We start from the raw sequence: 20,450 nt of genomic DNA, 5'->3' as shown, positions 1-20,450 counted from the left end.
AGAATAGCCTGATGATCCAGATCTCCGACACTGCCCAGACCCATTTCCGCAAGCTGATCGAACGCGAGGGCGTGCCTGGCATGGGCGTGCGCCTGAGCGCGGTCGACCCCGGTACTCCGCGCGCCGATGCCCGGCTGGAGTTCGCCGAACCCACCGACCTGCTGGGCGACGAGTGGGCGGTGGACTGCGATGGCTTCACCCTCTATGTCGATGCTGGCAGCGTTGGCTGGCTCGACGGTGCCGAGATCGACATCGTCGCCGGCACCGCCGGTGCCCAGCAGTTGACCATCAAGGCGCCGCGCATCAAGGGTGAAGCGCCCGGTGATGCGGCCTCGCTGGTCGAGCGCGTGCACTGGGTGGTGGAGAACGAAGTCAATCCGCAGCTGGCCTCGCATGGCGGCAAGGTGGCCGTGCAGGAAGTCTCGGCCGACGGCGTGGTGCTGCTGCGCTTCGGTGGTGGCTGCCAGGGCTGCGGCATGGCCGACGTGACGCTCAAGCAGGGCATCGAAAAGACCCTGATGGGCCGTGTGCCGGGCGTGACCGCCGTGCGCGACGCGACCGACCACGACAGCGGCCACGCGCCGTACATCCCGCGCGACAACGTCGCCTGATCGCTGACGCGTGCCTCTGACCCGGGCCGAGCAACTCATCGATCTGCTGCTGGCGCGCCAGCAGCCCCGCGCTGTCCTTGAGAAGACCACGCGCCTGCCTTATGGCTGGGCGTTGTGGCTGCGCTCGCTGGGGCCGCTGCCGCGACCGCTGCACGCCCGCGAAGTGATTGCGGTATTGCTGCCGCGTCCGCTGCCCGGCCGGCCAGGCCAATCGCCGCAGTTGTCACCGTGGCAGGCGTTGCGCCGTCTGTTCTGGCAGGACTGGGACGCTGCGCCGCGCGACCAGCGCTGGATGCGCTGGACCTCGGCGCTGATCAGCGCACTGCTGCACCTGCTGTTCTTCATGCTGCTGCTGTGGGTGGCGGTGATCCGCACCACTGCGCCAGACGAAGAGGGCGCCGAGGGCGAGCGCGTGCAGGTGGAGTTCGTCGGCCGCGCGACCCAGGAAGGCGGGGGCGATCAGCCCGGCGCCGAAGTCGCTGCGGCCGCTGCGGCAGGTCGGGTTGCGACGGGGCAGCAGGCGGACGCCGCCACAGCTCCTGCCCCGCGTCCGGCGGCTGCCGAAGCCGCCGCATCTTCCCCTGCATCCGCGCCGACCGCCGGTGTTCCTCCGCCGCCAGCCGAAGCCGAGCCGGCGCCGGTTGCCGCGCCGCCGCCTTCACCGGTCCAGGCCACCGAGGTGGCGCAGGCCAGCACGGATTTCGTGGTGCCGCCGGTCAGCGTGCCGCGAACCGAAGTCAGCGTCGTACCACGTGACAGCACGCCCGTTGTGCGCGAGCGCAGCGTGCAGCCGGTGCAGGCGCCGCCGACGCCAAGCCAGATGCGCAGCCCGGAACTGGCCGTGCGCACGCCGCAGGTGCGTGACATCCAGGTGCGCGAACGCGAAGTCAGCATCGTCGAAGCGCCCGTCGCGCCCAAACCGCTGCGCAGCCCTGAAATGCAGGTGCGCGTGCCACAGCAGGACGTGCAGGTGCGTGAACGTGAAGTGCAGGCCGTGGCCGATCCGCAGGTGCGGATGGCGGCGGTGGCCGGGCGTGAGCCCGCCGTACGCGCGCCCACCGGCCGTGATGTACAGGTGCGGGAGCGTGAAGTGGCCCCGGCACCGGCGGTGGCACCGGCATCCTCCAGTGGCAGTGCCACCGTGACGCCTGCGGCTGCGGCCCAAGGCCGCGCGGCGCAGACGAGCAGCAGCACGCGTCCGTCAGCCTCCAGCAGCACACCGGCAAACGCAGGAGCGCGCCCGGCCCCCGATCCCGGCAACTGGGCGACACCGGCCAAGGGCGATGACTGGGGATCTTCCAGCCGCAGCCGCGACGGCAGCAATGGCGGTGCCCGCCAGGCCAGTGCCGCCGGCAGGGGCAATGGCCTGTTCAATGCCGATGGCAGCGTACGCGTGCCGGGCCAGGACGGCGACGGCCACGCCGAGCGAGGTGCGCCCGGTGGCGCCAACGACGGCTGGAGCAAGGAGCGCATCGCGCAATCGGGCACATGGCTGAAACGTCCGCCGTACGACTACACGCCGACGTCGCTCGACAAGTACTGGGTGCCACAGGAATCGCTGCTGGCCGAATGGGTGCGCAAGGGCGTCAAGGCGATGGAGATTCCACTGCCGGGCACCAACACGAGGATTTCCTGCGTCATTTCGATCCTGCAGGCCGGCGGTGGCTGTGGCCTGACCAACCCCAACATGCAGGACCAGCCGGCCGTGGCACGGCCGCCGCCGGACATTCCGTTCAAGAAAGAACTGCAGGAAGACAACGGCAGCCGCTAGCGGCTGCCGTTGTCCACGCATGTTCCCTTATCCCCGCGCCGTTGGCGCGCCCCTTGAACAACAAGGGGGCTTTTCGCTGGACCCACAGCGGGATGTGGCGGTCGTGCTGGCGTGCTTTGGTAGATGCCAACCTTGGTTGGCACAGAAGCGCCGACCAAGGTCGGCCTCTACCCAGGCACTGACCTTACGTGCTCTGCGACAGGAACACCCAGAACGGCACATCGCGACCCACCCAATCGCGGCTGGCTTCATCCATCACGTCCAGCAGGGTGTCGAAGTCCTTCTGTGCGCCGGCACGCAGCGCATCCACGTCGGCCAGGAACAGCGCGTAGCCGTTGGCTGGCAGCCATTGCAGATCACGCAGGTTGTCCGACAGTGCATCCCAGTTGCCGCCGAAACCGGCCGGGAAATCCAGTTGCGCGGCGAGCCGGGCGAGCAGGGTGCGCTTGTCCGTCACGCCCTCCAGATCGATGCGGATCACCTTCAGGCTGGCATCGCGCATTGCTGCGGCCAGCGCGCCGATGTCATCGCTGTCGATGGCATAGACGCCGGCATTGTTGATGTCATGCAGGCCGAGGCCGAAATCATCGTGGCTCATCACTGCGCTCCCTGGGCCGGTACGGTGAAGCTGCGGAACGATTCGTAGTGGTCGTCGGTGTAGTACCACGCCTCCGGCGGATCGCCGCCGGTGACGATGCGGCGCGTGCCACGCGTGCGTGCACCGGGGGTGTCGACGGTGTACTCGCGGTAGTAGCCACGCGGACGTTGCGGCAATTGCTGTTCACGGTTGCCGAAGGTGGTGCCGTCCTGGCGGTGCGGGAATGGACCGCCTCGCTGGATCAGGGCAATGGTCTGGCGTGCTTCGGTGGGCAGGAACGCGGGCAGGCCGTTGTCCCGTCCGGGCGTGGCCGTGGCAGGCGCCCGTGCGGTCGGTGTTCCCTGCAGGTCCGGTGCGAACTGTGGCGTCGGCGGCCGCTGCAGGAAATGGTTGGCGACCAGGCCGAGCAGCAGCAGGGCGATGGCGGTGATCAGCAGCCGGGGGTTGCGCATGGGCAGGGGCGGGCGAGGGTGGTACATGCACTGTAGCGCCTGCGCGCTGCATGGCACATGAGGAGGGCGCCGCGTCACTGCTGCGTAACAATTGCCGTCGTGCTCACTGGCAGGACGCAATTTCCTTTACATCCCCTTGGTAATCTGCGGGTCTGTCCCCATCATTCACGGCGCACCGCCCGACATCGTCGGGTGCCCTCGCAATCAGGAGATGCATCATGGCCTACACCCTGCCCAAGCTGTCCTACGCCTACGACGCGCTGGAGCCGCATATCGATGCGGCGACGATGGAAATCCATCACACCAAGCATCACCAGACCTACATCAACAACGTCAACGCGGCGCTGGAAGGCACCGAATACGCTGACCTGCCGGTCGAAGAGCTGGTGAAGAAGCTCAAGTCGCTGCCGGAGAACCTGCAGGGTCCGGTGCGCAACAACGGTGGTGGCCATGCCAACCACTCGCTGTTCTGGACCGTGATGGCCCCGAACGCGGGCGGCAACCCGGTGGGTGACGTGGCCAAGGCCATCGACAAGGACCTGGGCGGTTTCGACAAGTTCAAGGATGCCTTCACCAAGGCGGCGCTGACCCGTTTCGGCAGTGGCTGGGCATGGCTGAGCGTGACCCCGGACAAGAAGGTCGTGGTCGAGAGCACCGGCAACCAGGACAGCCCGCTGATGGAAGGCAACACGCCGATCCTCGGCCTGGACGTTTGGGAGCACGCGTACTACCTGAAGTACCAGAACCGCCGCCCGGAATACATCGGCGCGTTCTTCAACGTCATCGACTGGAATGAAGTCGAGCGCCGTTACCAGGAAGCGATCGCCTGATTGCGGTGATGGGATGAGTGGAAAGGCCGGGGGAGACCCCGGCCTTTCCTGTTGCAGGATTCATTCGGTAGCGCCGGCCGCTGGCCCGCAATCGTGTGGTCCCCGGGGAGCCGGCCTGCGGCCGGCACGACCTATTCGGCAGTGGCCGTATCGTCCTGCAGGCGCAGGGTTGCCAACACGCCGAGGCGCAGTCCGGGCAGGTCGCCGTCGGCGGGCAGCAGGATCGGCTGCTGGCGGATGCCGCCGAAGTGCTTGACCTGGAACAGCACGTCCAAGCCGTGGCCACTGGCGCCGCCACCACTGGCTGCAGGCGGCTCGGCGCGGCCGCCGGGATTGCGCCGTGCCGGCTGGAAGCCGGGCGTGCTACGCACCAGCTCAACCGTGCTGGCCGAAAAGTCGCCCGCGATCAGGCTGGGCATGCCTTCGGCGGTGGCGCCGATCCAGGTCATCAGGTCGCTGGTCTGGTGTTGGCGGGCGGTGGCCTCGTCCGGGTCCGGGCGGAGCCGCGCCACATAGATGTTGACCAGCGCCTCGCCCAGCTTCAGCCGCATCATGCCGGCCGCACTGAAGGTGCCGGGAGGATGCAGCAGGGTCACGCCGTCCTCGCTCACCGGCAGCCGGGTCAGCATGGCGTTGCCATGGCGCAGTGGCTGGCTGGGTGGGTCGGCGGTGACGAAGTCGCAGCTGTAGCGCAGCCGGCTGGCCAGCCAGCAGGCCGGGTTGCGGCCTTGCTGCTGCAGCACCTGCTGCACCGAGATCACGTCCGGCTGCAGGTCGGTCAGCAGTTGTGCGACCTGCTCGCGGCGCTGCTTCCATTGCGCGTCATCGCGGCTGGGCAGCTCCAGCGCGGCTACCGTCAGCTGCCGAGGTTCGCTCTCACGGGCAACGGCGGCCGGCGCCTGTGGTCGTGCCTGCGCCTGCAATGCCAGCAACAGCGCAAGGCAGCTGAGCAGGAGGCGGGCGGGGGCGAGGGGGCGCATAACGATAAGTTTACGCTTTTGCCGTGCAGGTGCCGTGACTTCCGGCAGGGCCTGCACTGCCTGCCACGGATTGGCACCGTTGTCATGCAGCCCTGCAGCGTGCTTCGCAAGCCCCGGTTCCGGTAACCTTGCGCCTTTCGCTTTGCAGGAATGCCTTACAGGATGAGCCACGACGCAGTCGCCCCCATCGCCGGCCAAGGAAAGATGCCGCGCCAGATTCCGTACATCATCGGCAATGAGGCCTGCGAACGGTTCAGTTTCTACGGGATGCGCAACATCCTGGTGCAGTTCCTGATCACCTCGCTGCTGCTGCAGGAAATCACTGCGGAAGGCCGTGCCGGTGAAGCCAAGGACATCATGCACAGCTTCATGATCGGCGTGTATTTCTTCCCGCTGCTCGGTGGCTGGCTGGCCGACAGGTTCTTCGGCAAGTACCACACGATCCTCTGGTTCAGCCTGGTCTACTGCGCCGGCCACCTGTGCCTGGCGCTGTTCGAGAACAGCCGCGAGGGCTTCTTCCTCGGCCTGGGCCTGATCGCGCTGGGTGCCGGTGGCATCAAGCCGCTGGTGGCCTCGTTCATGGGCGACCAGTTCGACCAGAGCAACAAGCACCTGGCCAAGATCGTCTTCGACGCCTTCTACTGGATCATCAACTTCGGCTCGCTGTTCGCCTCGCTGCTGATCCCGCTGGCACTGAAGAACTGGGGTCCGCAGTGGGCGTTCGGTATCCCGGGCATCCTGATGTTCATTGCTACCTTCGTGTTCTGGCTGGGCCGCAAGCGCTACGTGCTGGTGCCGCTGCCGCCGAAGGATCCGCATTCGTTCGCCAACGTGGTGCGTACCGCGCTGACCACGCGCGTGGCCGGCCAGGGCCGTCCGGGCCTGGTGATCGCCGTGCTCGGCCTGGCGCTGGCGGCGGCCTCGTTCGGCCTGGTCGGCTCGCTGGGCATCGTGATCTGCCTGTGCCTGGCGCTGGTGGCCATCCTCGCCGGCATCGGTGGCGGTACCTGGTTGCAGCTGGACCGCGCCCGCGGCCAGCATCCGGCCGAAGCCGTGGAAGGCGTGCGCTCGGTGCTGCGCGTGCTGGTGATCTTCGCGCTGACCACGCCGTTCTTCTCGCTGTTCGACCAGAAGGCCTCGACCTGGGTCCTGCAGGGCCAGCAGATGCAGATGCCGAGCTGGTTCACCGCCTCGCAGATGCAGGCGCTGAACCCGCTGCTGGTGATGATCCTGATTCCGTTCAACAACCTGGTGCTGTACCCGGCCCTGCGCCGCTTCGGCTTTGAGCCGACCGCGCTGCGCCGCATGACCGCCGGCATCGCCTTCAGCGGCCTGGCCTGGATCGTGGTCGGCGGCATCCAGGTGGTGATGGACGGCGGCAACGCCATGTCGATCTTCTGGCAGATGCTGCCGTATGCGCTGCTGACCTTCGGTGAGGTGCTGGTCTCGGCCACCGGCCTGGAGTTCGCCTACAGCCAGGCGCCACAGGCGATGAAGGGTGTGGTGATGAGCTTCTGGAACCTGACCACCACCATCGGCAACCTGTGGGTGCTGCTGTCGAACGCTGCCGTGCGCAACGATGCCGTGACCCACAGGATTGCCAGTACGGGCCTGAGCGAAGCGGCGTTCCTGATGTTCTTCTTCGCCGGTTTCGCCTTCGTCGCGGCGTTGGCCTTCGGTTGGTACGCGAAACGCTATCGTATGGTCGACAACTACCGTAGCGCCTGAGCCTGACATGACCCCCGTCAATCTGCTGTTGATCGCCATCACCGCCATCCTGTCGTGGATGGCGTTCAACAACCGCAAGCTGGCCGATCGCCTGATCCTGTGGCCGCCGGCCGTCGACCGCCATCGCCAGTACGACCGGCTGGTGACCTATGGCTTCATCCACGCCGACTGGTCGCACCTGATCTTCAACATGATCACCCTGTTCTTCTTCGGGGGATTCATCGAGAGCGTGATGGTGCAGCTGACCGGCAGCTACCTGACCTACCCGGCGTTCTACATCGGCGCGCTGCTGGTCTCGATCCTGCCCAGCTACCTGAAGAACCAGAAGAACCCGAACTACCTCAGCCTCGGGGCATCCGGTGCGGTGTCGGCGGTGCTGTTCGCCTTCATCCTGATCAAGCCGTGGTCGATCATCCTGGTGTTCTTCATCCCGGCACCGGCGATCATCTATGCCGCGTTCTACGTCGGCTACAGCATCTGGATGGACAAGCGCGGCGGCGACCGCATCAACCACAGCGCTCACCTGGCAGGTGCGGCGTTCGGCGTGATCTTCATGCTGGCCATGCAGCCGAGCATCTTCAACCACTTCCTGCGCGAACTCTCCAACCCGACCTTCCGCCTGGGCGGCTGAAGCGTGCCGGGGTCGGATCCTGTGGATCCGGCCCCGGCGTATCCGGTTTCAGGCTTGGGTCGTGTGGCCGTAGGTATCCAGCAGGCGGGCGAATACTTCCTCGCCGATGCGCTGGAAATCCTGATCCTCGGTCTGCCCTTCCACCGCCAGTTGCAGCAGGCCCTCCAGCAGGGCGCGGTCGGTATCGGAATGGGAATCGCTGGCGTGCATGGGAGCCTCCACGGTGGTGCGCATGATCAACGGTCGCAAGGGTCGTGCCAGCCTGGCCGTACCCCGCCATAGGCGATAGCGGCCGGCGACCCTCCAGCTTGAGGGCGAAAACTGACGTGAATGGACTGGACTTGCCCCTGTTCAGGCTTCACGCGATCATGGCGCCCGGCTGCGCACCATCCACGCAGTCGCCGCAGGAGACAGTTCCATGGCTTCGGTCACGCCCCCCGGTCTGGCCTACGAGGTCGAACACGATCTGGCCAACCACCGCTTCACCGCCCGTGTGCGAGGACAGCTGGCGGTGCTGGACTACCAGATCAAGCGCAAGCGCATGGTCATCACCCACACCGAGGTGCCTGAGCCGATCGCCGGCCGTGGCATCGCCGGTGAACTCACCCGCGTGGCACTGCGTTTCGCCCGCGAGCAGAAGTACAAGGTGGTGCCGGCATGTTCCTACGCCGAGGCCTTCCTGCAGCGGCACGAGGAGTACCACGACCTGCTCGTTGGCTGAATGCCAGCGGGCCACGCTTCAGCCATGGCAGGCGATGATGTACAAACATGAACAGGGGATCCCGATGAAGATTGGAAACAACCGGCCACTGCACGGCAGCGTGCTGGCCGGCGTGGTGGGCGTGCTGTTGCTGGCCGGTTGCCAGCGTGAAAGCGAGCCGGCGCCGGTAACCGACGCGGCGCCCGCCGCCGAAGCCACCGCCGCCGGCGAGACGCCAGCCACGGAAGCGCCGCTGGACCTGCGCGACGTGATCGAAAACAACGAGCGTGAGGTGGTGGGCATCAGCTACCCGGCGGGTATCGACCGCTACCCCGGTCTGGCGCGCGCGCTGCAGGACTATGCCACCAGCGCACGCAGCGACCTGCAGCAGGCGCTGGACGGGCTGGGCAACGACAAGCCGACCATGCCCTACGAGCTGTCGCTGAGCTTCGAGAAGCTGCTGGAAACCCCGCAGCTGGTGGTGGTCAGTGCCGATGGCAGCCGCTACACCGGTGGCGCCCATGGCGAACCGCTGGTGGCGCGCTTCGTATGGCTGCCGCAGCAGCAGCAGATGCTCAGTGCCGACAAGCTGGTGACCGATGCCAAGGGCTGGAAGGCAATCAGCGATTTCGTCTCCGACCAGCTGCGCGAACGCGTGGCCACGCGGCTCAGCGGCGAGGACATGGACCCGGCCCAACTGCAGGAATCGCTGCGCAACGCATCGCGCATGATCGCCGACGGTACTGGCCCGCAGGCCGACAATTTCAGCCAGTTCCAGCCACTGACCGACGACAAGGGGCAGATCACCGCGCTGCGGTTTGTTTTCCCTCCGTACCAGGTGGGTCCATACTCGGACGGCACCCAGACCGCCGATGTACCGGCGGCGGTGCTGTTGCCGCACGTGGCCAAGGACTACGTGGAGCTGTTCGCACGCGGTTGACCGCAGTCGAGGAGGTGGCGTGGATACAGGGTTGCAGGAGCGGGTCGCCGGCCTGCTCCACGAAGCCGGGGTCCGCATCGGCGGTACCCAGCCACAGGACATCCAGGTGCATGACCCGCGCTTTTTCGCGCGGGTCATGGGCCACGGCTCGCTCGGCCTGGGCGAGAGCTACATGGAAGGGTGGTGGGATGCGAACGTCCTGGATGAATTCCTCGTCCACCTGATGCAGGCGCACCTGGATGAACGGGTGCACGGCTGGCGCGAAGTGGCCGATGCGCTGAGGGCGCGCCTGTTCAACCTGCAGGCGGGGCAGGGCAGCTACGAGGTCGGGCGCCGTCATTACGACCTGGGCAACGATCTCTACCAGGCCATGCTCGGCCAGCGCCTGGTCTACAGCTGTGGCTATTGGCGCAACGCCGATGACCTCGACGCCGCACAGGAAGCCAAGCTCGACCTGGTCTGCCGCAAGCTGGGCCTGCGCCCGGGCCAGCGCGTGCTGGACATCGGCTGCGGTTGGGGTGAAGCGCTGAAGTTCGCCGTTGAGCGCTACGGTGTCAGCGGCGTCGGCGTGACGATTTCGCAGGAGCAGGCCGAGTTCGCGCGGAACCTGTGCGCGGGCCTGCCGATCGAGATCCGACTGCAGGACTATCGCGAGCTGGACGAACCGTTCGATGCGATTTTCTCGATCGGCATGTTCGAGCACGTCGGTGACAAGAACTACGCGGGCTTCTTCGAGGTGGCCAAGCGCTGCCTGTCGCCGCGCGGCCTGCTGCTGTTGCACAGCATCGGCACCAACATCTCCCGGCATCGCACCGATCCGTGGATCGCGCGCTACATCTTCCCCAACTCGATGCTGCCGTCGGCGGTGCAGATCACCCGGGCGTTCGAAGGCCGTTTCGTACTGGAGGACTGGCACAACTTCGGCACCGACTACGACCTGACCCTGCAGGCCTGGCGGCGCAACGTAGAGGCGGCGTGGCCACGGCTGGATGCGCGCTACGACGAGCACTTCCGCCGCATGTGGCGCTTCTACCTGGCCGGGTCGATGGCCACCTTCCGCTGCCGGCACGCGCAACTGTGGCAGCTGGTGCTGTCGCCGGAAGGCGTGCCGGGTGGGTACGTGGCGCCACGATGAAGCCAGCGCGGGGTCGGAGACCCCGGGGTCAGATCCCTTTTCACAGAAAAGGGCTCTGACCCCAACCACAACAAAAAAACCGCCCGGTCTCCCGGGCGGTTTTCGTTTCACGCTACCGCGCAGGTGATCAGTTGCCGGCGCCGGTCAGGCCACGCTTTTCCAGCAGCGGTTCGATCTGCGGCTCGTGGCCGGCGAAATCGCGGAACAGCTGCATCGCGTCGACGCTGCCGCCCTTGGACAGCAGGGTGGCACGGAAGTGGTCGCCGTTCTTGCGGCTCAGGCCGCCATTGTCCTTGAACCACTTCTGGGTGTTGGCATCGAGCACTTCCGACCAGATGTAGGCGTAGTAGCCGGCCGAATAGCCGCCCATGATGTGGCTGAAGTACGGGGTCTTGTAACGCGGCGGAACCGGAGCGTAGTAGATGCCGTCCTTCTCCAGCGCGGCGCGCTCGAAGGCCATCACGTCCTTGGCCGCCGGCACCTGGTCCGGGCCGATCTGGTGCCAGCGCTGATCCAGCATGGCCGCACCCAGGTACTCGGTGGTGGCGAAGCCCTGGTTGAACTTGGCCGCCGCCAGCACCTTGTCCAGCAGCGCCTGCGGCATCGCCGAACCGTTCTGGTAGTGCTTGGCGTAGTTCTTCAGGATGACCGGGTTGTCAGCCCACATCTCGTTGACCTGCGAGGGGAACTCGACGAAGTCACGCGGCACCGAGGTGCCCGAGAAATACGGGTACTTCACGTTGGAGAACATGCCGTGCAGGGCGTGGCCGAACTCGTGGAAGGTGGTGTTCACCTCGTCCCAGGTCAGCAGGGTCGGCTGGCCGGCCGGCGGCTTCGGAATGTTCAGGTGGTTGGCGACCACCGGCTTGAAGCCGGTCAGCTTGGACTGCGAGACGTAGGAGTTCATCCACGCACCACCGCGCTTGGAGGCGCGTGCATACGGGTCGAAGATGAAGATCGCCAGCTGGCTGCCGTCGGCGTCGAACACGTCGTAGACGGTGACGTCATCGTGGTAGACCGGCAGGTCGGTGCGCTGCTTGAAGGTCAGGCCGAATTCCTGGCCCGCGGCGTAGAACACGCCGTTCTCCAGCACGTTCTTCATTTCGAAGTACGGCTTCAGCTGCGACTCGTCGAAGTTGTACTTGGCCTGGCGCACCTTCTCGCTGTAGAAGGCCCAGTCCCACGGTTCCAGCTTGAACGTCGGCTTGCCGGCGGCCTTCTGTTCCTGGTCGATCATCGCCTGCAGGTCGGCGGCTTCACGCTTGGCGTTGGCCACCGCGGCCGGGGCCAGCTTGCCCAGCATTGCGTTGACCGCTTCGGGGGTCTTGGCGGTCTGGTTGGTCAGGTTGTAGGCGGCGAAGTTCGGGAAGCCCATCAGCTTGGCCTTGTCGGCACGCAGCTGCATGATGCGCGAGACCAGCGCGGTGTTGTCGAACTCACCGCCACGGCTGCCACGGCTGACCGACGCTTCGTAGATCTTCTGGCGCAGGGCGCGGTTGGCCAGGTTGGTCAGCGGCGGCTGGCCGGTGGTGTTGAGCAGGGTGATCACGTACTTGCCGTCCTGGCCGCGGGCCTTGGCGGCTTCGGCGGCGGCGGCGATCTGCTCCTTGGACAGGCCGTCCAGCGCCTTGACGTCGTCGACGGTGATTGCCGAAGCGTTCACTTCCGACTGCACGTTCTGGCTGAACTTGGTGCCGAGGTTGGCCAGCTCGGCGTTCATCTCCTTCAGCTTGGCCTTGTCGGCCTCGGACAGCTTGGCGCCTGCGCGCACGTAGTTGTCGTAGTACTTCTCGACCAGGCGCACGCCTTCGGCGTCCAGGCCCAGCTGGCTGCGGGTGTCATACAGCGCCTGGATGCGGGCGAACAGCTTGCCGTTCAGCGCGATCGCATCGCTGTGCGCGGCGAACTTCGCCGAGTAGTCGGCCTGCAGCTTCTTGCGGGTGTCGTTGGTATCGGCGCCGACCAGGCTGAAGAACACGGTGGTCGCGCGGTCGAGGATGTCACCGCTTTTTTCCAGGGCGATGATGGTGTTGTCGAAGGTCGGCTTGGCCTTGTTGTTGGCGATGGCCTCCACTTCCTTCAGCTGCTGCGCCATGCCGGCGTCGAAGGCCGGGGCGAAGTCGCTGTCCTTGATCCTGTCGAACTGCGGATAATGCAGGGGCAGCGGGCTTTCGGCGAAGAACGGATTGGCCTGCTGGGCATGGGTGCTGGCAGACGGGGTGACGGCGCTGGCCGAGAAGGCGGGCAGGGCAAGGCCGAGGGACATGGCCACGGCAAGGGCAAGGCGGGTGGTCAAGGCAGGGACTCCGGTAAGGCAAACAAGGGCCCGAGGGTAACCCGGCCGGCGGCGCCCGCACTTGTGTCAAAAGGCATGTTGCCGGCTCCGGGCGCGGGTACCATGCATTCACCACCCACGGCCCGCCATCATGACCAGCGCCTACGATTTCAGCTTCCGTGACCTCGACGGCCAGCCGCAGGCGCTGGCCCGTTATCAGGGCCACCCGTTGCTGCTGGTGAACGTCGCCAGCCGCTGTGGCTTCACCCCGCAGTACACCGGCTTGGAACAGTTGTGGCAGGACTACCGCGAGCGCGGCCTGGTGGTGATCGGCTTCCCGTGCAACCAGTTCGGTGCGCAGGAGCCGGGGGCGCGGCGCAGATCCGGCAGTTCTGTTCGCTGGACTATCCGGTCAGCTTTCCGCTGTCGGAGAAGATCGAGGTCAACGGCGAGGGCGCTGATCCGTTGTGGGCCTGGATGACGCACGAAAAGCGTGGCCTGCTCGGCAGTGCCCGCATCAAGTGGAATTTCAGCAAGTTCCTGGTCGATCGCCAGGGGCAGGTGGTGTCGCGGCATGCGCCCACCACCAGGCCGGAGCAGTTGCGCAGCGCGATCGAAGCGCTGCTGTGAGGTAGTGCCGGCCGCTGGCCGGCAATCCCATGGTGCCAGGAAGCGCGGGCCAGCGGCCGGCACTGCCGTTGCAGCATCATTTCTCGACGAACGCGCGCTCGAACACGTAGTGGCCCGGTTGGCCGATGCGCGGCGAAACCTGGAAACCCCGGGCATCGAGCACGGTGCGAAGGTCGGCCAGCATCTGCGGGCTGCCGCAGATCATCGCGCGGTCGTTTTCCGGGCTCAGTTCCGGCAGGCCGAGGGTGCGCTGCATCTCGCCGCTCTCCATCAGCTGGGTCAGGCGGCCCTGGTTGGCGAACGGCTCGCGGGTGACGGCCGGGTAGTACAGCAGCTTGTCGCCGATCATCTCGCCGAGGAACTCGTGCTCACGCAGTTCCCTCTCGAAGTAATCGCGGTAGGCCAGGTCCTTTTCGTAGCGCACGCCGTGGCACAGGATCACCTTCTCGAAGCGCTCGTAGGTTTCCGGGTCCTTGATGACCGACAGCCACGGCGCCAGGCCGGTGCCGGTGCCCAGCAGGTACAGGTTCCTGCCGGGATGCAGGTCGCTGATCAGCAGGGTGCCGGTGGGCTTCTTGCCGACCAGTACCTTGTCGCCCGGCTTGATGTGCTGCAGGCGCGAGGTCAGCGGGCCGTCCTGCACCTTGATGCTGAAGAACTCCAGCTGTTCTTCCCAGTTGGCACTGGCAATGGAATAGGCGCGCAGCAGCGGTCGCGCCTCGGTTTCCAGGCCGATCATCACGAACTGGCCGTTCTCGAAGCGGAAGCCGCTGTCGCGGGTGGTGGTGAAGCTGAAGTAGGCATCGGTCCAGTGACGGACCTCAAGCACCGTTTCGGCGCCGAAAGCGGAGGACATGGGCGTATCTATCGAAAGTCGTCGGGGGTAATTCTATCTCAAATGAGACAAGTTCTCATTGGGCGGAACGAGAGGCGTTCTCAGCGGTAACCCGCCGCCTGCAGCTCGAACAGCTCGGCATAGCGGCCGCCCTGCGCCATCAGCTGCGCATGGGTGCCGCTGGCCTCGATCCGGCCATCGGCCAGCACCAGGATGCGGTCGGCCATGCGTACCGAGGAAAAGCGGTGGGAAATCAGTACTGCGGTGCGATTATCCGCCAGTTCCCTGAACCGCTGGAACACCTCGAACTCACTGCGGGCATCCAGCGCTGCCGTTGGCTCATCCAGGATCATCACCTGCGCATTGCGCATCCATGCGCGGGCAATGGCGATCTTCTGCCACTGGCCACCGGACAGGTCCACGCCCTGCTTGAAGCGGCGGCCGATCTGCTGGTCGTAGCCGCCGGGCAGGTCGTCGATGACTTCCTCGGCCATGCCGCGTCGCGCCGCGTCAGCGATGCGTGCCTGGTCGTCCATCGCCTCGACCTGGCCGACGCCGATGTTTTCGCCGGCGCTGAGGTTGTAGCGCACGAAGTCCTGGAAGATCACCCCGAGGTTGGCGCGCAGGTCATCCAGGTCGTAATCGCGCAGGTCGCGGCCATCGAGCAGGATGCGGCCTTCGTCCGGTTCGTACAGCCGCGCCAGCAGCTTCACCAGGGTGGTTTTGCCGGCGCCGTTCTCGCCGACCAGGGCCAGCACTTCGCCGGCGTGCAGCTGGAAATCCAGGTGACGCACCGCCCACTGTTCGGCATCGGGGTAGCGGAAGCCGACGTTCTCGAATACGAAGCCCTGGCGGATCGGTTGCGGCACGCGCACGGCCCCATCGCGCGAGTGGATTTCCGGCTGGATCTGGAAGAACGAGAACAGGTCATCCAGGTACAGCGCCTGGCTGGCCACCTGCGAAAAGCCGATCAGCAGGCCTTCCAGCAGCTGGCGCAGGCGCAGGAAGCTGCCGGCGAGGAAGGTCAGGTCGCCGATCGAGAAGTCCCCACGCACCGTGCGCCATGCGATGTAGGCGTAGGCGGTGTAATACCCCAGCGTGCCCAGCGCAGCCAGCAGCGTGCCCCAGAACGCGCGGCGCCGTGCCAGGGCGCGGTTGGCCTGGAACAATGCCACCGACAGGCGCCGGTAGCGCTCCACCAGGAAGCGGTGCAGGTTGTAGATCTTCACTTCCTTGGCCGTTTCCACGCTGGCGCCCAGCTGGCGCAGGTAGTCGAGCTGGCGGCGCTCGGGCGTCCACTGGAAGTTGAGGCTGTAGCCGGCCGCGTTGAAGTGCGATTCGCCGATGAAGGCCGGCACCAGTGCCAGCGCCAGCAGCAGGATCAGCCACGGCGCGTAGACCAGCAGGCCGACGGCGAGGCTGGCCACGGTGATCGCGTCCTGCACCTGGCCGAACAGCTGGCTCATCAGGTTCATCCGGCCCATGGTCTGGCGCCGCGCACGGTCCAGCTTGTCCTGCAGGTTCGGGTCTTCGAAATCCTCCAGGTCCAGCGTCGCGGCGTGTTCCATCAGGCGGATGCTGGTGGCGTTGGCGAACAGTTCGGAAAGCAGAGCGTCGGCGTAGCTGACCAGCCGGCCGAGCAGGTCCGAGGCGATGGCCAGGCCGAATTCCAGTGCCAGCAGGCCCAGCAGTGGATTGAGCAGGCCGCTGGACAGCGCCTCGCCCAGCGGCGGGAAGCCGGCATCGTGCTGGCTCAGGTGCAGGGCGCTGTCGATGATCAGCTTGCCGACGTAGAGCATCGCCACCGGCAGCAGCGCACGGATCAGGCGCAGCCCCAGGCTGGCCAGGGTCAGCGCCGGACTGGTCTTCCAGACCATGCGCAGGAAGGGGGGCAGATTGCGCATCGCCCTGAAGCGCTGGCGCAGGCTGGGTTTCTTCGCGGCGGCAGTAGGCATGCCGCCATTGTGCGCGCGCACGGCGTGCAGATGGGGTCATATGGGGTCAGATCCCTTTGCAGCGCAAAGGGCTCTGATCCCGCCACCGCGCCTCGGAGTCAGAGCCCTTCGCCATGCGAAGGGGTCCGACCCCGCTCTCCGTTACGGCAGCGGTGGCAGCAGCCCCGCACCCAGCCGGTTCCAGGCATTGATCACCGCGATGCCCATGCTCAGGTCGCTGATGCCCTTCGCATCGAAGTGCGGTTCCAGTGCATCGAACGCCGCTTGCGACGGCGCTCCGTCGGTCAAGCGGGTCAGCGCCTCGGCCCAGCCCAGTGCTGCGCGTTCGCGCGCATCGAAGAAGCGGCTTTCGTGCCAGGCGGGCAGGGTGTCCAGCTTGCGCGGCTCGATGCCACCCTTGCGCAGCGCGGTGCCGTGCATGTCCATGCAGTAGCCGCAGCCGTTGAGCTGCGACACGCGCAGGAACACCAGTTCCATCAGGGTCGGGTCGATCGAGCTGTCATGCACCGCCTGGCTGGTGGCCAGCAGGCCCTTGAAGGCCTCGGCGGCCAGGCGGGTGTAGGGGACGCGGGGGAAGGTGTGATCGGACATCGTGGGCTCCACGGCGGCCACGATGGCCGCCTTTCATCACAAGGACGCCGCAGCGTCGTGGTGCGTGACAACCTTCGGCAATTTTTCTGGATTCAGCACGCTGTACACGTTGGCGATGCGACCATCGACCACTTCGATGGTGGTGATCGAGTGCAGGCGGTCACCCTGGAAACGCAGGATCGCCGGTTCGCCGTTGACGTAGCCCAGCTGCGCCGGATGCGCCGCGCCGCGGCGGGCGATGGCCCAGAACAGGCGGCCGATGCGTTCGGCGCCCAGCAGGGGCCGTACCGCCGCAGTGACTACGCCACCGCCGTCGGAGACCAGTACCGCATTGGCGTGCAGCAGGGCCTGGATCGCTTCGCTGTCGCCGCGCTGCGAGGCATCCATGAAGCGCGCCAGCAACTGCCGGTGCTGGATGGCGTCGGCGTTGAAGCGCGGCCGTCCGGCCTGCAGGCGCTGCCGGGCACGGTGCACCAGCTGCCGGCAGTTGGCTTCGCTGTGGCCGATCAGGTCGGCGATCTCACGGTAGTCGTGGTCGAAGGCCTCCTTCAGCAGGAAGGCGGCGCGTTCTTCGGGGCCGAGCTGTTCGAGCAGGGTCAGGAAGGCGACCGAGACCTCGTCGGCCAGCGCATGCAGCTGGGCCGGGCCGGGCGCGGGGTCAGGCTCCAGGGTGACCGCCAGCGGTTCGGCCAGCCATGGGCCGACATAGTGGACACGCTCGCGCTTGGCCGCTCGCAGGCGGTCCAGGCCGAGCCGGGTGGTGGTGGTGACCAGCCAGGCCTCTGCATCGCGGACACTGGCAGGATCGGCGCCGGACCAGCGCAGCCAGGCGTCCTGCACCACGTCTTCGGCGTCGGCGCGGCTGCCGAGCAGGCGATAGGCCAGCGCCATCAGGCGCGGGCGGTGGGTCTGGAAAACGGTTTCGGCGTTCATGTGTGCAAGGACGCCGCAGTGGCGCGTGGCGTGACAGAGCGTCGGGGGGAATCTTGCCGGCCAGCGGCCGGCACTACCACCCCGGGGCCGGGGGAGGGGGTAAAATGGGCGGATTACCCCCGCCAGCCTCGAGCAAGCGAGCAAGCCGTGACATCGATCAAGCAGGAAGACCTCATCCAGTCCATCGCCGACGCGCTGCAGTACATCTCGTACTACCACCCGGTCGACTACATCAAGAACCTCGCCGCCGCGTACGAGCGCGAGGAGTCGCCGGCCGCGAAGGAAGCGATGGCCCAGATCCTGATCAATTCGCGGATGTGCGCCGAAGGCCACCGTCCGATCTGCCAGGACACCGGCATCGTCACCGTGTTCCTGGAAATCGGCATGGACGTGCGTTGGGATGACGCCACCATGGGCGTGGAAGACATGGCCAATGAAGGCGTTCGCCGCGCCTACATGCATCCGGACAACAAGCTGCGCGCCTCGGTGCTGGCTGATCCGGCCGGCAAGCGGATCAATACCAAGGACAACACCCCGGGTGTGGTCAACGTCAAGGTGGTGCCGGGCAACAAGGTCGACGTCATCGTTGCCGCCAAGGGCGGTGGTTCGGAAGCGAAGACCAAGTTCGCCATGCTCAACCCGTCCGACTCCATCGTCGACTGGGTGCTGAAGACCGTGCCGACCATGGGCGCCGGCTGGTGCCCGCCGGGCATGCTCGGCATCGGCATCGGTGGCACCGCCGAGAAGGCGATGCTGCTGGCCAAGGAGGCGCTGATGGAACCGATCGACATCACCGAGCTGCAGGCCCGTGGTGCCTCCAACCGCATCGAGGAGCTGCGCCTGGAGCTGTATGAGAAGGTCAATGCATTGGGCATCGGTGCGCAGGGCCTGGGCGGCCTGACCACTGTGCTGGACATCAAGATCAACGACTATCCGACCCATGCGGCCAACCTGCCGGTGGCGATGATCCCGAACTGCGCCGCCACCCGCCATGCGCACTTCACCCTGGATGGCAGTGGCCCGGTGATGCTGGACCCGCCGTCGCTGGAAGACTGGCCGAAACTGACCTATGACGCGTCCAAGGGCACCCGGGTGGACCTGGACACGATCACCCCAGAGGACGTGGCCAGCTGGAAGCCGGGCCAGACCCTGCTGCTCAACGGCAAGCTGCTGACCGGCCGCGATGCCGCGCACAAGCGCATGGTCGACATGCTCAACAAGGGCGAGGAACTGCCGGTCGACCTGAAGGGCCGCTTCATCTATTACGTCGGCCCGGTCGATCCGGTGCGCGACGAAGTGGTGGGCCCGGCCGGCCCGACCACGGCGACCCGCATGGACAAGTTCACCGAGCAGGTATTGGCACAGACCGGCCTGCTGGGCATGGTCGGCAAGGCCGAGCGCGGCCCGGCCGCCATCGAGGCGATCAGGAAGCACAAGTCGGCCTACCTGATGGCCGTTGGTGGTTCGGCCTACCTGGTGTCCAAGGCGATCAAGGCGGCCAAGGTCGTTGGCTTCGCCGACCTGGGCATGGAAGCGATCTACGAGTTCACCGTGCAGGACATGCCCGTGACCGTGGCGGTGGATTCCACCGGCGAATCGGTGCACAAGACCGGCCCGCGCGAATGGCAGGCCCGCATCGGCAAGATTCCGGTGGTTGTGGAGTAAGCCCTTCATCCCGGACCAGACAACGGCGCCCCTGTGGCGCCGTTGTTGTGTGGGCAAAAATATTGATGTTCCGGTAGCGGTTGTTCTGCTACGGTCGGAACACCCTCGCACAGGACGTGTCCATGGCCCTGCATCGGTTCATCGTGGTAGGCGTGCTGCTGGCCCTGGCCGGTTGCAGCACCCCGGCGTCGTACGAAGGCGCGGATTTCCCCGCATCGGCGCAATGCCGCGTGCAGTGCCAGGCCGGCTATCGCAGCTGCATGGCGCAGAATGACTCCCTCGGCAGCCGCCAGAGCAACTGCGAGCAGCAGGTGGTGCCGGCGCCGGACAAGCGCTGCAAGGACGTGGACAATCCGGACCTGCGCCGTGCCTGCGAACTGAAGACGCACGACTGCGCGATGCGCGCGCCGATGATGTCCTGTGGCGAGCGCCGGGATTCCTGCATGAGCAGCTGCGGCTGAGCCATGATCGCGCGCGTGGGCGCATAATCGGCTGATCCACCCGCACAGGATCTTCCGCATGAGCACCACGCTGTATGGTTCGACCAGTACCGCCGCGCTGGTCGTGCACTGGCTGCTGATCGAGCTCGGCATCGAGCATGAACTGGTGCTGCTGGATTTCGACGCGCGCGAGCACAAGTCGGCGCAGTACCTGGCGCTCAATCCGGCCGGTGTGGTGCCGACACTGTTGATCGATGGCCTGGTACTGACCGAAGCGGCGGCCATCGCCCTGTACCTGGCCGATCGCCACCCGGAGGCCGGCCTGCTCCCGGTGCCGGGCACGCCGCAGCGTGGCGATGCCTACCGCTGGATGTTCTGGTGTGCCAATACGCTGCAGCCGGCCTATCGGGCCTGGTTCTATCCGCATGAAATGGCCGGCCAGGCGAACGTCGAGGCCAGCCGCGAGAGGGCGCGTCAGCGGCTCGAAGCGGCCTGGCAGCACGTTGCCGCTCACCTGCAGGCGCACGGCCCGTACCTGCTGGGCGCCAGGCCCTGCGTGGTCGACTACATGCTGGTGATGCTGATGCGCTGGTCGCGCAACATGCCCAGGCCCAGTGACACCTGGCCGGTGCTCAAGGCGCATGCCACCTCGATGAAGGCGCGCCCGGCGTTCGCCGAGGTCTACCGACGCGAAGGCATCACCGACTGGCGGTGACCAAAAAAGGGGACGGAGGGAATTAGGTCGTTTGT

General features: G+C 66.4%; 20 protein-coding genes and 1 pseudogene. 12 read left to right on the top strand and 9 right to left on the bottom strand.

Annotated features, from left to right (window positions below):
* Nucleotides 1-11 precede the first annotated feature (11 nt).
* Nucleotides 12-611 (top strand): NfuA family Fe-S biogenesis protein, encoded by a 600-nt coding sequence (locus DL544_RS13860; RefSeq protein WP_049417239.1) that lies wholly within the window; start codon nucleotides 12-14, stop codon nucleotides 609-611.
* Between the two features lie 10 nt (nucleotides 612-621).
* Nucleotides 622-2,382 (top strand): hypothetical protein, encoded by a 1,761-nt coding sequence (locus DL544_RS13855; protein WP_139727371.1) that lies wholly within the window; start codon nucleotides 622-624, stop codon nucleotides 2,380-2,382.
* A 184-nt stretch (nucleotides 2,383-2,566) separates the two neighbouring features.
* Here DL544_RS13855 and DL544_RS13850 read toward each other — a convergent pair whose 3' ends face one another.
* A complete protein-coding gene (locus DL544_RS13850; RefSeq protein WP_065196636.1) occupies nucleotides 2,567-2,980 on the bottom strand; it encodes a barstar family protein in 414 nt (137 codons plus the stop codon).
* Nucleotides 2,980-3,432, bottom strand: coding sequence for a guanyl-specific ribonuclease (locus DL544_RS13845; protein WP_065178290.1), 453 nt, complete (start codon nucleotides 3,430-3,432; stop codon nucleotides 2,980-2,982). Before DL544_RS13845 ends, DL544_RS13850 begins: the two co-directional genes overlap by 1 nt.
* Before the next feature lie 218 nt (nucleotides 3,433-3,650).
* On the opposite strand from DL544_RS13845, the gene DL544_RS13840 reads away from it, so the two are divergent.
* Entirely contained in the window at nucleotides 3,651-4,262 is a 612-nt protein-coding gene (locus DL544_RS13840) for a superoxide dismutase (RefSeq protein ID WP_005410310.1), read from the top strand.
* A gap of 131 nt (nucleotides 4,263-4,393) precedes the next feature.
* Here DL544_RS13840 and DL544_RS13835 read toward each other — a convergent pair whose 3' ends face one another.
* On the bottom strand, nucleotides 4,394-5,242 hold the full coding sequence (locus DL544_RS13835; RefSeq protein ID WP_065186062.1) for an endonuclease/exonuclease/phosphatase family protein: 849 nt from the start codon (nucleotides 5,240-5,242) through the stop codon (nucleotides 4,394-4,396).
* Between the two features lie 162 nt (nucleotides 5,243-5,404).
* Here DL544_RS13835 and DL544_RS13830 point away from each other — a divergent pair, with 162 nt between their 5' ends.
* Nucleotides 5,405-6,970, top strand: coding sequence for a POT-type proton-dependent oligopeptide transporter (locus DL544_RS13830; RefSeq protein ID WP_061477998.1), 1,566 nt, complete (start codon nucleotides 5,405-5,407; stop codon nucleotides 6,968-6,970).
* Between the two features lie 7 nt (nucleotides 6,971-6,977).
* Nucleotides 6,978-7,601, top strand: coding sequence for a rhomboid family intramembrane serine protease (locus DL544_RS13825; protein ID WP_005417591.1), 624 nt, complete (start codon nucleotides 6,978-6,980; stop codon nucleotides 7,599-7,601).
* Between the two features lie 48 nt (nucleotides 7,602-7,649).
* Here the strand turns inward: DL544_RS13825 and DL544_RS21310 are convergent, their stop codons facing one another.
* The gene (locus DL544_RS21310) at nucleotides 7,650-7,811 is read right to left on the bottom strand and encodes a hypothetical protein (protein ID WP_162911592.1); all 162 of its coding nucleotides are present in this window, start codon (nucleotides 7,809-7,811) and stop codon (nucleotides 7,650-7,652) included.
* Nucleotides 7,812-8,019: 208 nt separating this feature from the next.
* Here DL544_RS21310 and DL544_RS13820 point away from each other — a divergent pair, with 208 nt between their 5' ends.
* The 3 genes from DL544_RS13820 to cfa are packed head-to-tail and all read left to right on the top strand — an operon-like array spanning nucleotide 8,020 to nucleotide 10,376.
* The gene (locus DL544_RS13820) at nucleotides 8,020-8,322 is read left to right on the top strand and encodes a GNAT family N-acetyltransferase (RefSeq protein ID WP_005417588.1); all 303 of its coding nucleotides are present in this window, start codon (nucleotides 8,020-8,022) and stop codon (nucleotides 8,320-8,322) included.
* A gap of 37 nt (nucleotides 8,323-8,359) precedes the next feature.
* The gene (locus DL544_RS13815) at nucleotides 8,360-9,241 is read left to right on the top strand and encodes a DUF3298 and DUF4163 domain-containing protein (RefSeq protein WP_139727369.1); all 882 of its coding nucleotides are present in this window, start codon (nucleotides 8,360-8,362) and stop codon (nucleotides 9,239-9,241) included.
* Between the two features lie 19 nt (nucleotides 9,242-9,260).
* The gene (gene cfa / locus DL544_RS13810) at nucleotides 9,261-10,376 is read left to right on the top strand and encodes a cyclopropane fatty acyl phospholipid synthase (protein WP_032954308.1); all 1,116 of its coding nucleotides are present in this window, start codon (nucleotides 9,261-9,263) and stop codon (nucleotides 10,374-10,376) included.
* Nucleotides 10,377-10,503: 127 nt separating this feature from the next.
* Here cfa and DL544_RS13805 read toward each other — a convergent pair whose 3' ends face one another.
* Entirely contained in the window at nucleotides 10,504-12,672 is a 2,169-nt protein-coding gene (locus DL544_RS13805; protein WP_065186065.1) for a M3 family metallopeptidase, read from the bottom strand.
* A gap of 130 nt (nucleotides 12,673-12,802) precedes the next feature.
* On the opposite strand from DL544_RS13805, the pseudogene DL544_RS13800 reads away from it, so the two are divergent.
* Nucleotides 12,803-13,281, top strand: a pseudogene (locus DL544_RS13800) (glutathione peroxidase).
* A gap of 76 nt (nucleotides 13,282-13,357) precedes the next feature.
* On the opposite strand, the gene DL544_RS13795 reads toward DL544_RS13800, so the two are convergent.
* The 4 genes from DL544_RS13795 to DL544_RS13780 all read right to left on the bottom strand — a co-directional run bounded on the left by DL544_RS13795 (nucleotide 13,358) and on the right by DL544_RS13780 (nucleotide 17,595).
* On the bottom strand, nucleotides 13,358-14,137 hold the full coding sequence (locus DL544_RS13795; RefSeq protein WP_005417572.1) for a ferredoxin--NADP reductase: 780 nt from the start codon (nucleotides 14,135-14,137) through the stop codon (nucleotides 13,358-13,360).
* A gap of 80 nt (nucleotides 14,138-14,217) precedes the next feature.
* Nucleotides 14,218-16,071: an ABC transporter ATP-binding protein gene (locus DL544_RS13790; RefSeq protein WP_139727367.1), complete on the bottom strand. Its 1,854-nt coding sequence runs from the start codon at nucleotides 16,069-16,071 to the stop codon at nucleotides 14,218-14,220.
* Between the two features lie 141 nt (nucleotides 16,072-16,212).
* Nucleotides 16,213-16,662, bottom strand: coding sequence for a carboxymuconolactone decarboxylase family protein (locus tag DL544_RS13785; protein ID WP_053497828.1), 450 nt, complete (start codon nucleotides 16,660-16,662; stop codon nucleotides 16,213-16,215).
* Between the two features lie 36 nt (nucleotides 16,663-16,698).
* Entirely contained in the window at nucleotides 16,699-17,595 is an 897-nt protein-coding gene (locus DL544_RS13780; RefSeq protein WP_065178295.1) for an RNA polymerase sigma-70 factor, read from the bottom strand.
* A 147-nt stretch (nucleotides 17,596-17,742) separates the two neighbouring features.
* Here DL544_RS13780 and DL544_RS13775 point away from each other — a divergent pair, with 147 nt between their 5' ends.
* The 3 genes from DL544_RS13775 (at nucleotide 17,743) to DL544_RS13765 (ending at nucleotide 20,415) form a co-directional block, all read left to right on the top strand.
* Nucleotides 17,743-19,260 carry a fumarate hydratase gene (locus DL544_RS13775; RefSeq protein WP_005417564.1) on the top strand — a complete coding sequence of 506 codons (1,518 nt, stop codon included), beginning with the start codon at nucleotides 17,743-17,745 and terminating at the stop codon, nucleotides 19,258-19,260.
* A 122-nt stretch (nucleotides 19,261-19,382) separates the two neighbouring features.
* Nucleotides 19,383-19,721: a hypothetical protein gene (locus DL544_RS13770; RefSeq protein ID WP_005417563.1), complete on the top strand. Its 339-nt coding sequence runs from the start codon at nucleotides 19,383-19,385 to the stop codon at nucleotides 19,719-19,721.
* Between the two features lie 58 nt (nucleotides 19,722-19,779).
* A complete protein-coding gene (locus DL544_RS13765; protein WP_139727365.1) occupies nucleotides 19,780-20,415 on the top strand; it encodes a glutathione S-transferase family protein in 636 nt (211 codons plus the stop codon).
* Nucleotides 20,416-20,450 lie beyond the last annotated feature (35 nt).

It is taken from the genome of Stenotrophomonas sp. pho (assembly GCF_006228405.1).
Classification (GTDB): Bacteria; Pseudomonadota; Gammaproteobacteria; order Xanthomonadales; family Xanthomonadaceae; genus Stenotrophomonas; species Stenotrophomonas sepilia.
This window is presented reverse-complemented; position numbering and strand designations above follow the sequence as displayed.

Bases quoted from the DNA above. Each gene is read 5' to 3' on its own strand.
- DL544_RS13780 (WP_065178295.1), bottom strand. From the start codon at position 17,595: ATGAACGCCGAAACCGTTTTCCAGACCCACCGCCCGCGCCTGATGGCG.
- DL544_RS13785 (WP_053497828.1), bottom strand. From the start codon at position 16,662: ATGTCCGATCACACCTTCCCCCGCGTCCCCTACACCCGCCTGGCCGCC.
- DL544_RS13845 (WP_065178290.1), bottom strand. From the start codon at position 3,432: ATGCGCAACCCCCGGCTGCTGATCACCGCCATCGCCCTGCTGCTGCTC.
- DL544_RS13860 (WP_049417239.1), top strand. From the start codon at position 12: ATGATCCAGATCTCCGACACTGCCCAGACCCATTTCCGCAAGCTGATC.
- DL544_RS21310 (WP_162911592.1), bottom strand. From the start codon at position 7,811: ATGCACGCCAGCGATTCCCATTCCGATACCGACCGCGCCCTGCTGGAG.
- DL544_RS13790 (WP_139727367.1), bottom strand. From the start codon at position 16,071: ATGCCTACTGCCGCCGCGAAGAAACCCAGCCTGCGCCAGCGCTTCAGG.
- DL544_RS13835 (WP_065186062.1), bottom strand. From the start codon at position 5,242: ATGCGCCCCCTCGCCCCCGCCCGCCTCCTGCTCAGCTGCCTTGCGCTG.
- DL544_RS13840 (WP_005410310.1), top strand. From the start codon at position 3,651: ATGGCCTACACCCTGCCCAAGCTGTCCTACGCCTACGACGCGCTGGAG.
- DL544_RS13795 (WP_005417572.1), bottom strand. From the start codon at position 14,137: ATGTCCTCCGCTTTCGGCGCCGAAACGGTGCTTGAGGTCCGTCACTGG.
- DL544_RS13830 (WP_061477998.1), top strand. From the start codon at position 5,405: ATGAGCCACGACGCAGTCGCCCCCATCGCCGGCCAAGGAAAGATGCCG.
- DL544_RS13765 (WP_139727365.1), top strand. From the start codon at position 19,780: ATGAGCACCACGCTGTATGGTTCGACCAGTACCGCCGCGCTGGTCGTG.
- DL544_RS13815 (WP_139727369.1), top strand. From the start codon at position 8,360: ATGTACAAACATGAACAGGGGATCCCGATGAAGATTGGAAACAACCGG.
- DL544_RS13820 (WP_005417588.1), top strand. From the start codon at position 8,020: ATGGCTTCGGTCACGCCCCCCGGTCTGGCCTACGAGGTCGAACACGAT.
- DL544_RS13770 (WP_005417563.1), top strand. From the start codon at position 19,383: ATGGCCCTGCATCGGTTCATCGTGGTAGGCGTGCTGCTGGCCCTGGCC.
- DL544_RS13825 (WP_005417591.1), top strand. From the start codon at position 6,978: ATGACCCCCGTCAATCTGCTGTTGATCGCCATCACCGCCATCCTGTCG.
- DL544_RS13850 (WP_065196636.1), bottom strand. From the start codon at position 2,980: ATGAGCCACGATGATTTCGGCCTCGGCCTGCATGACATCAACAATGCC.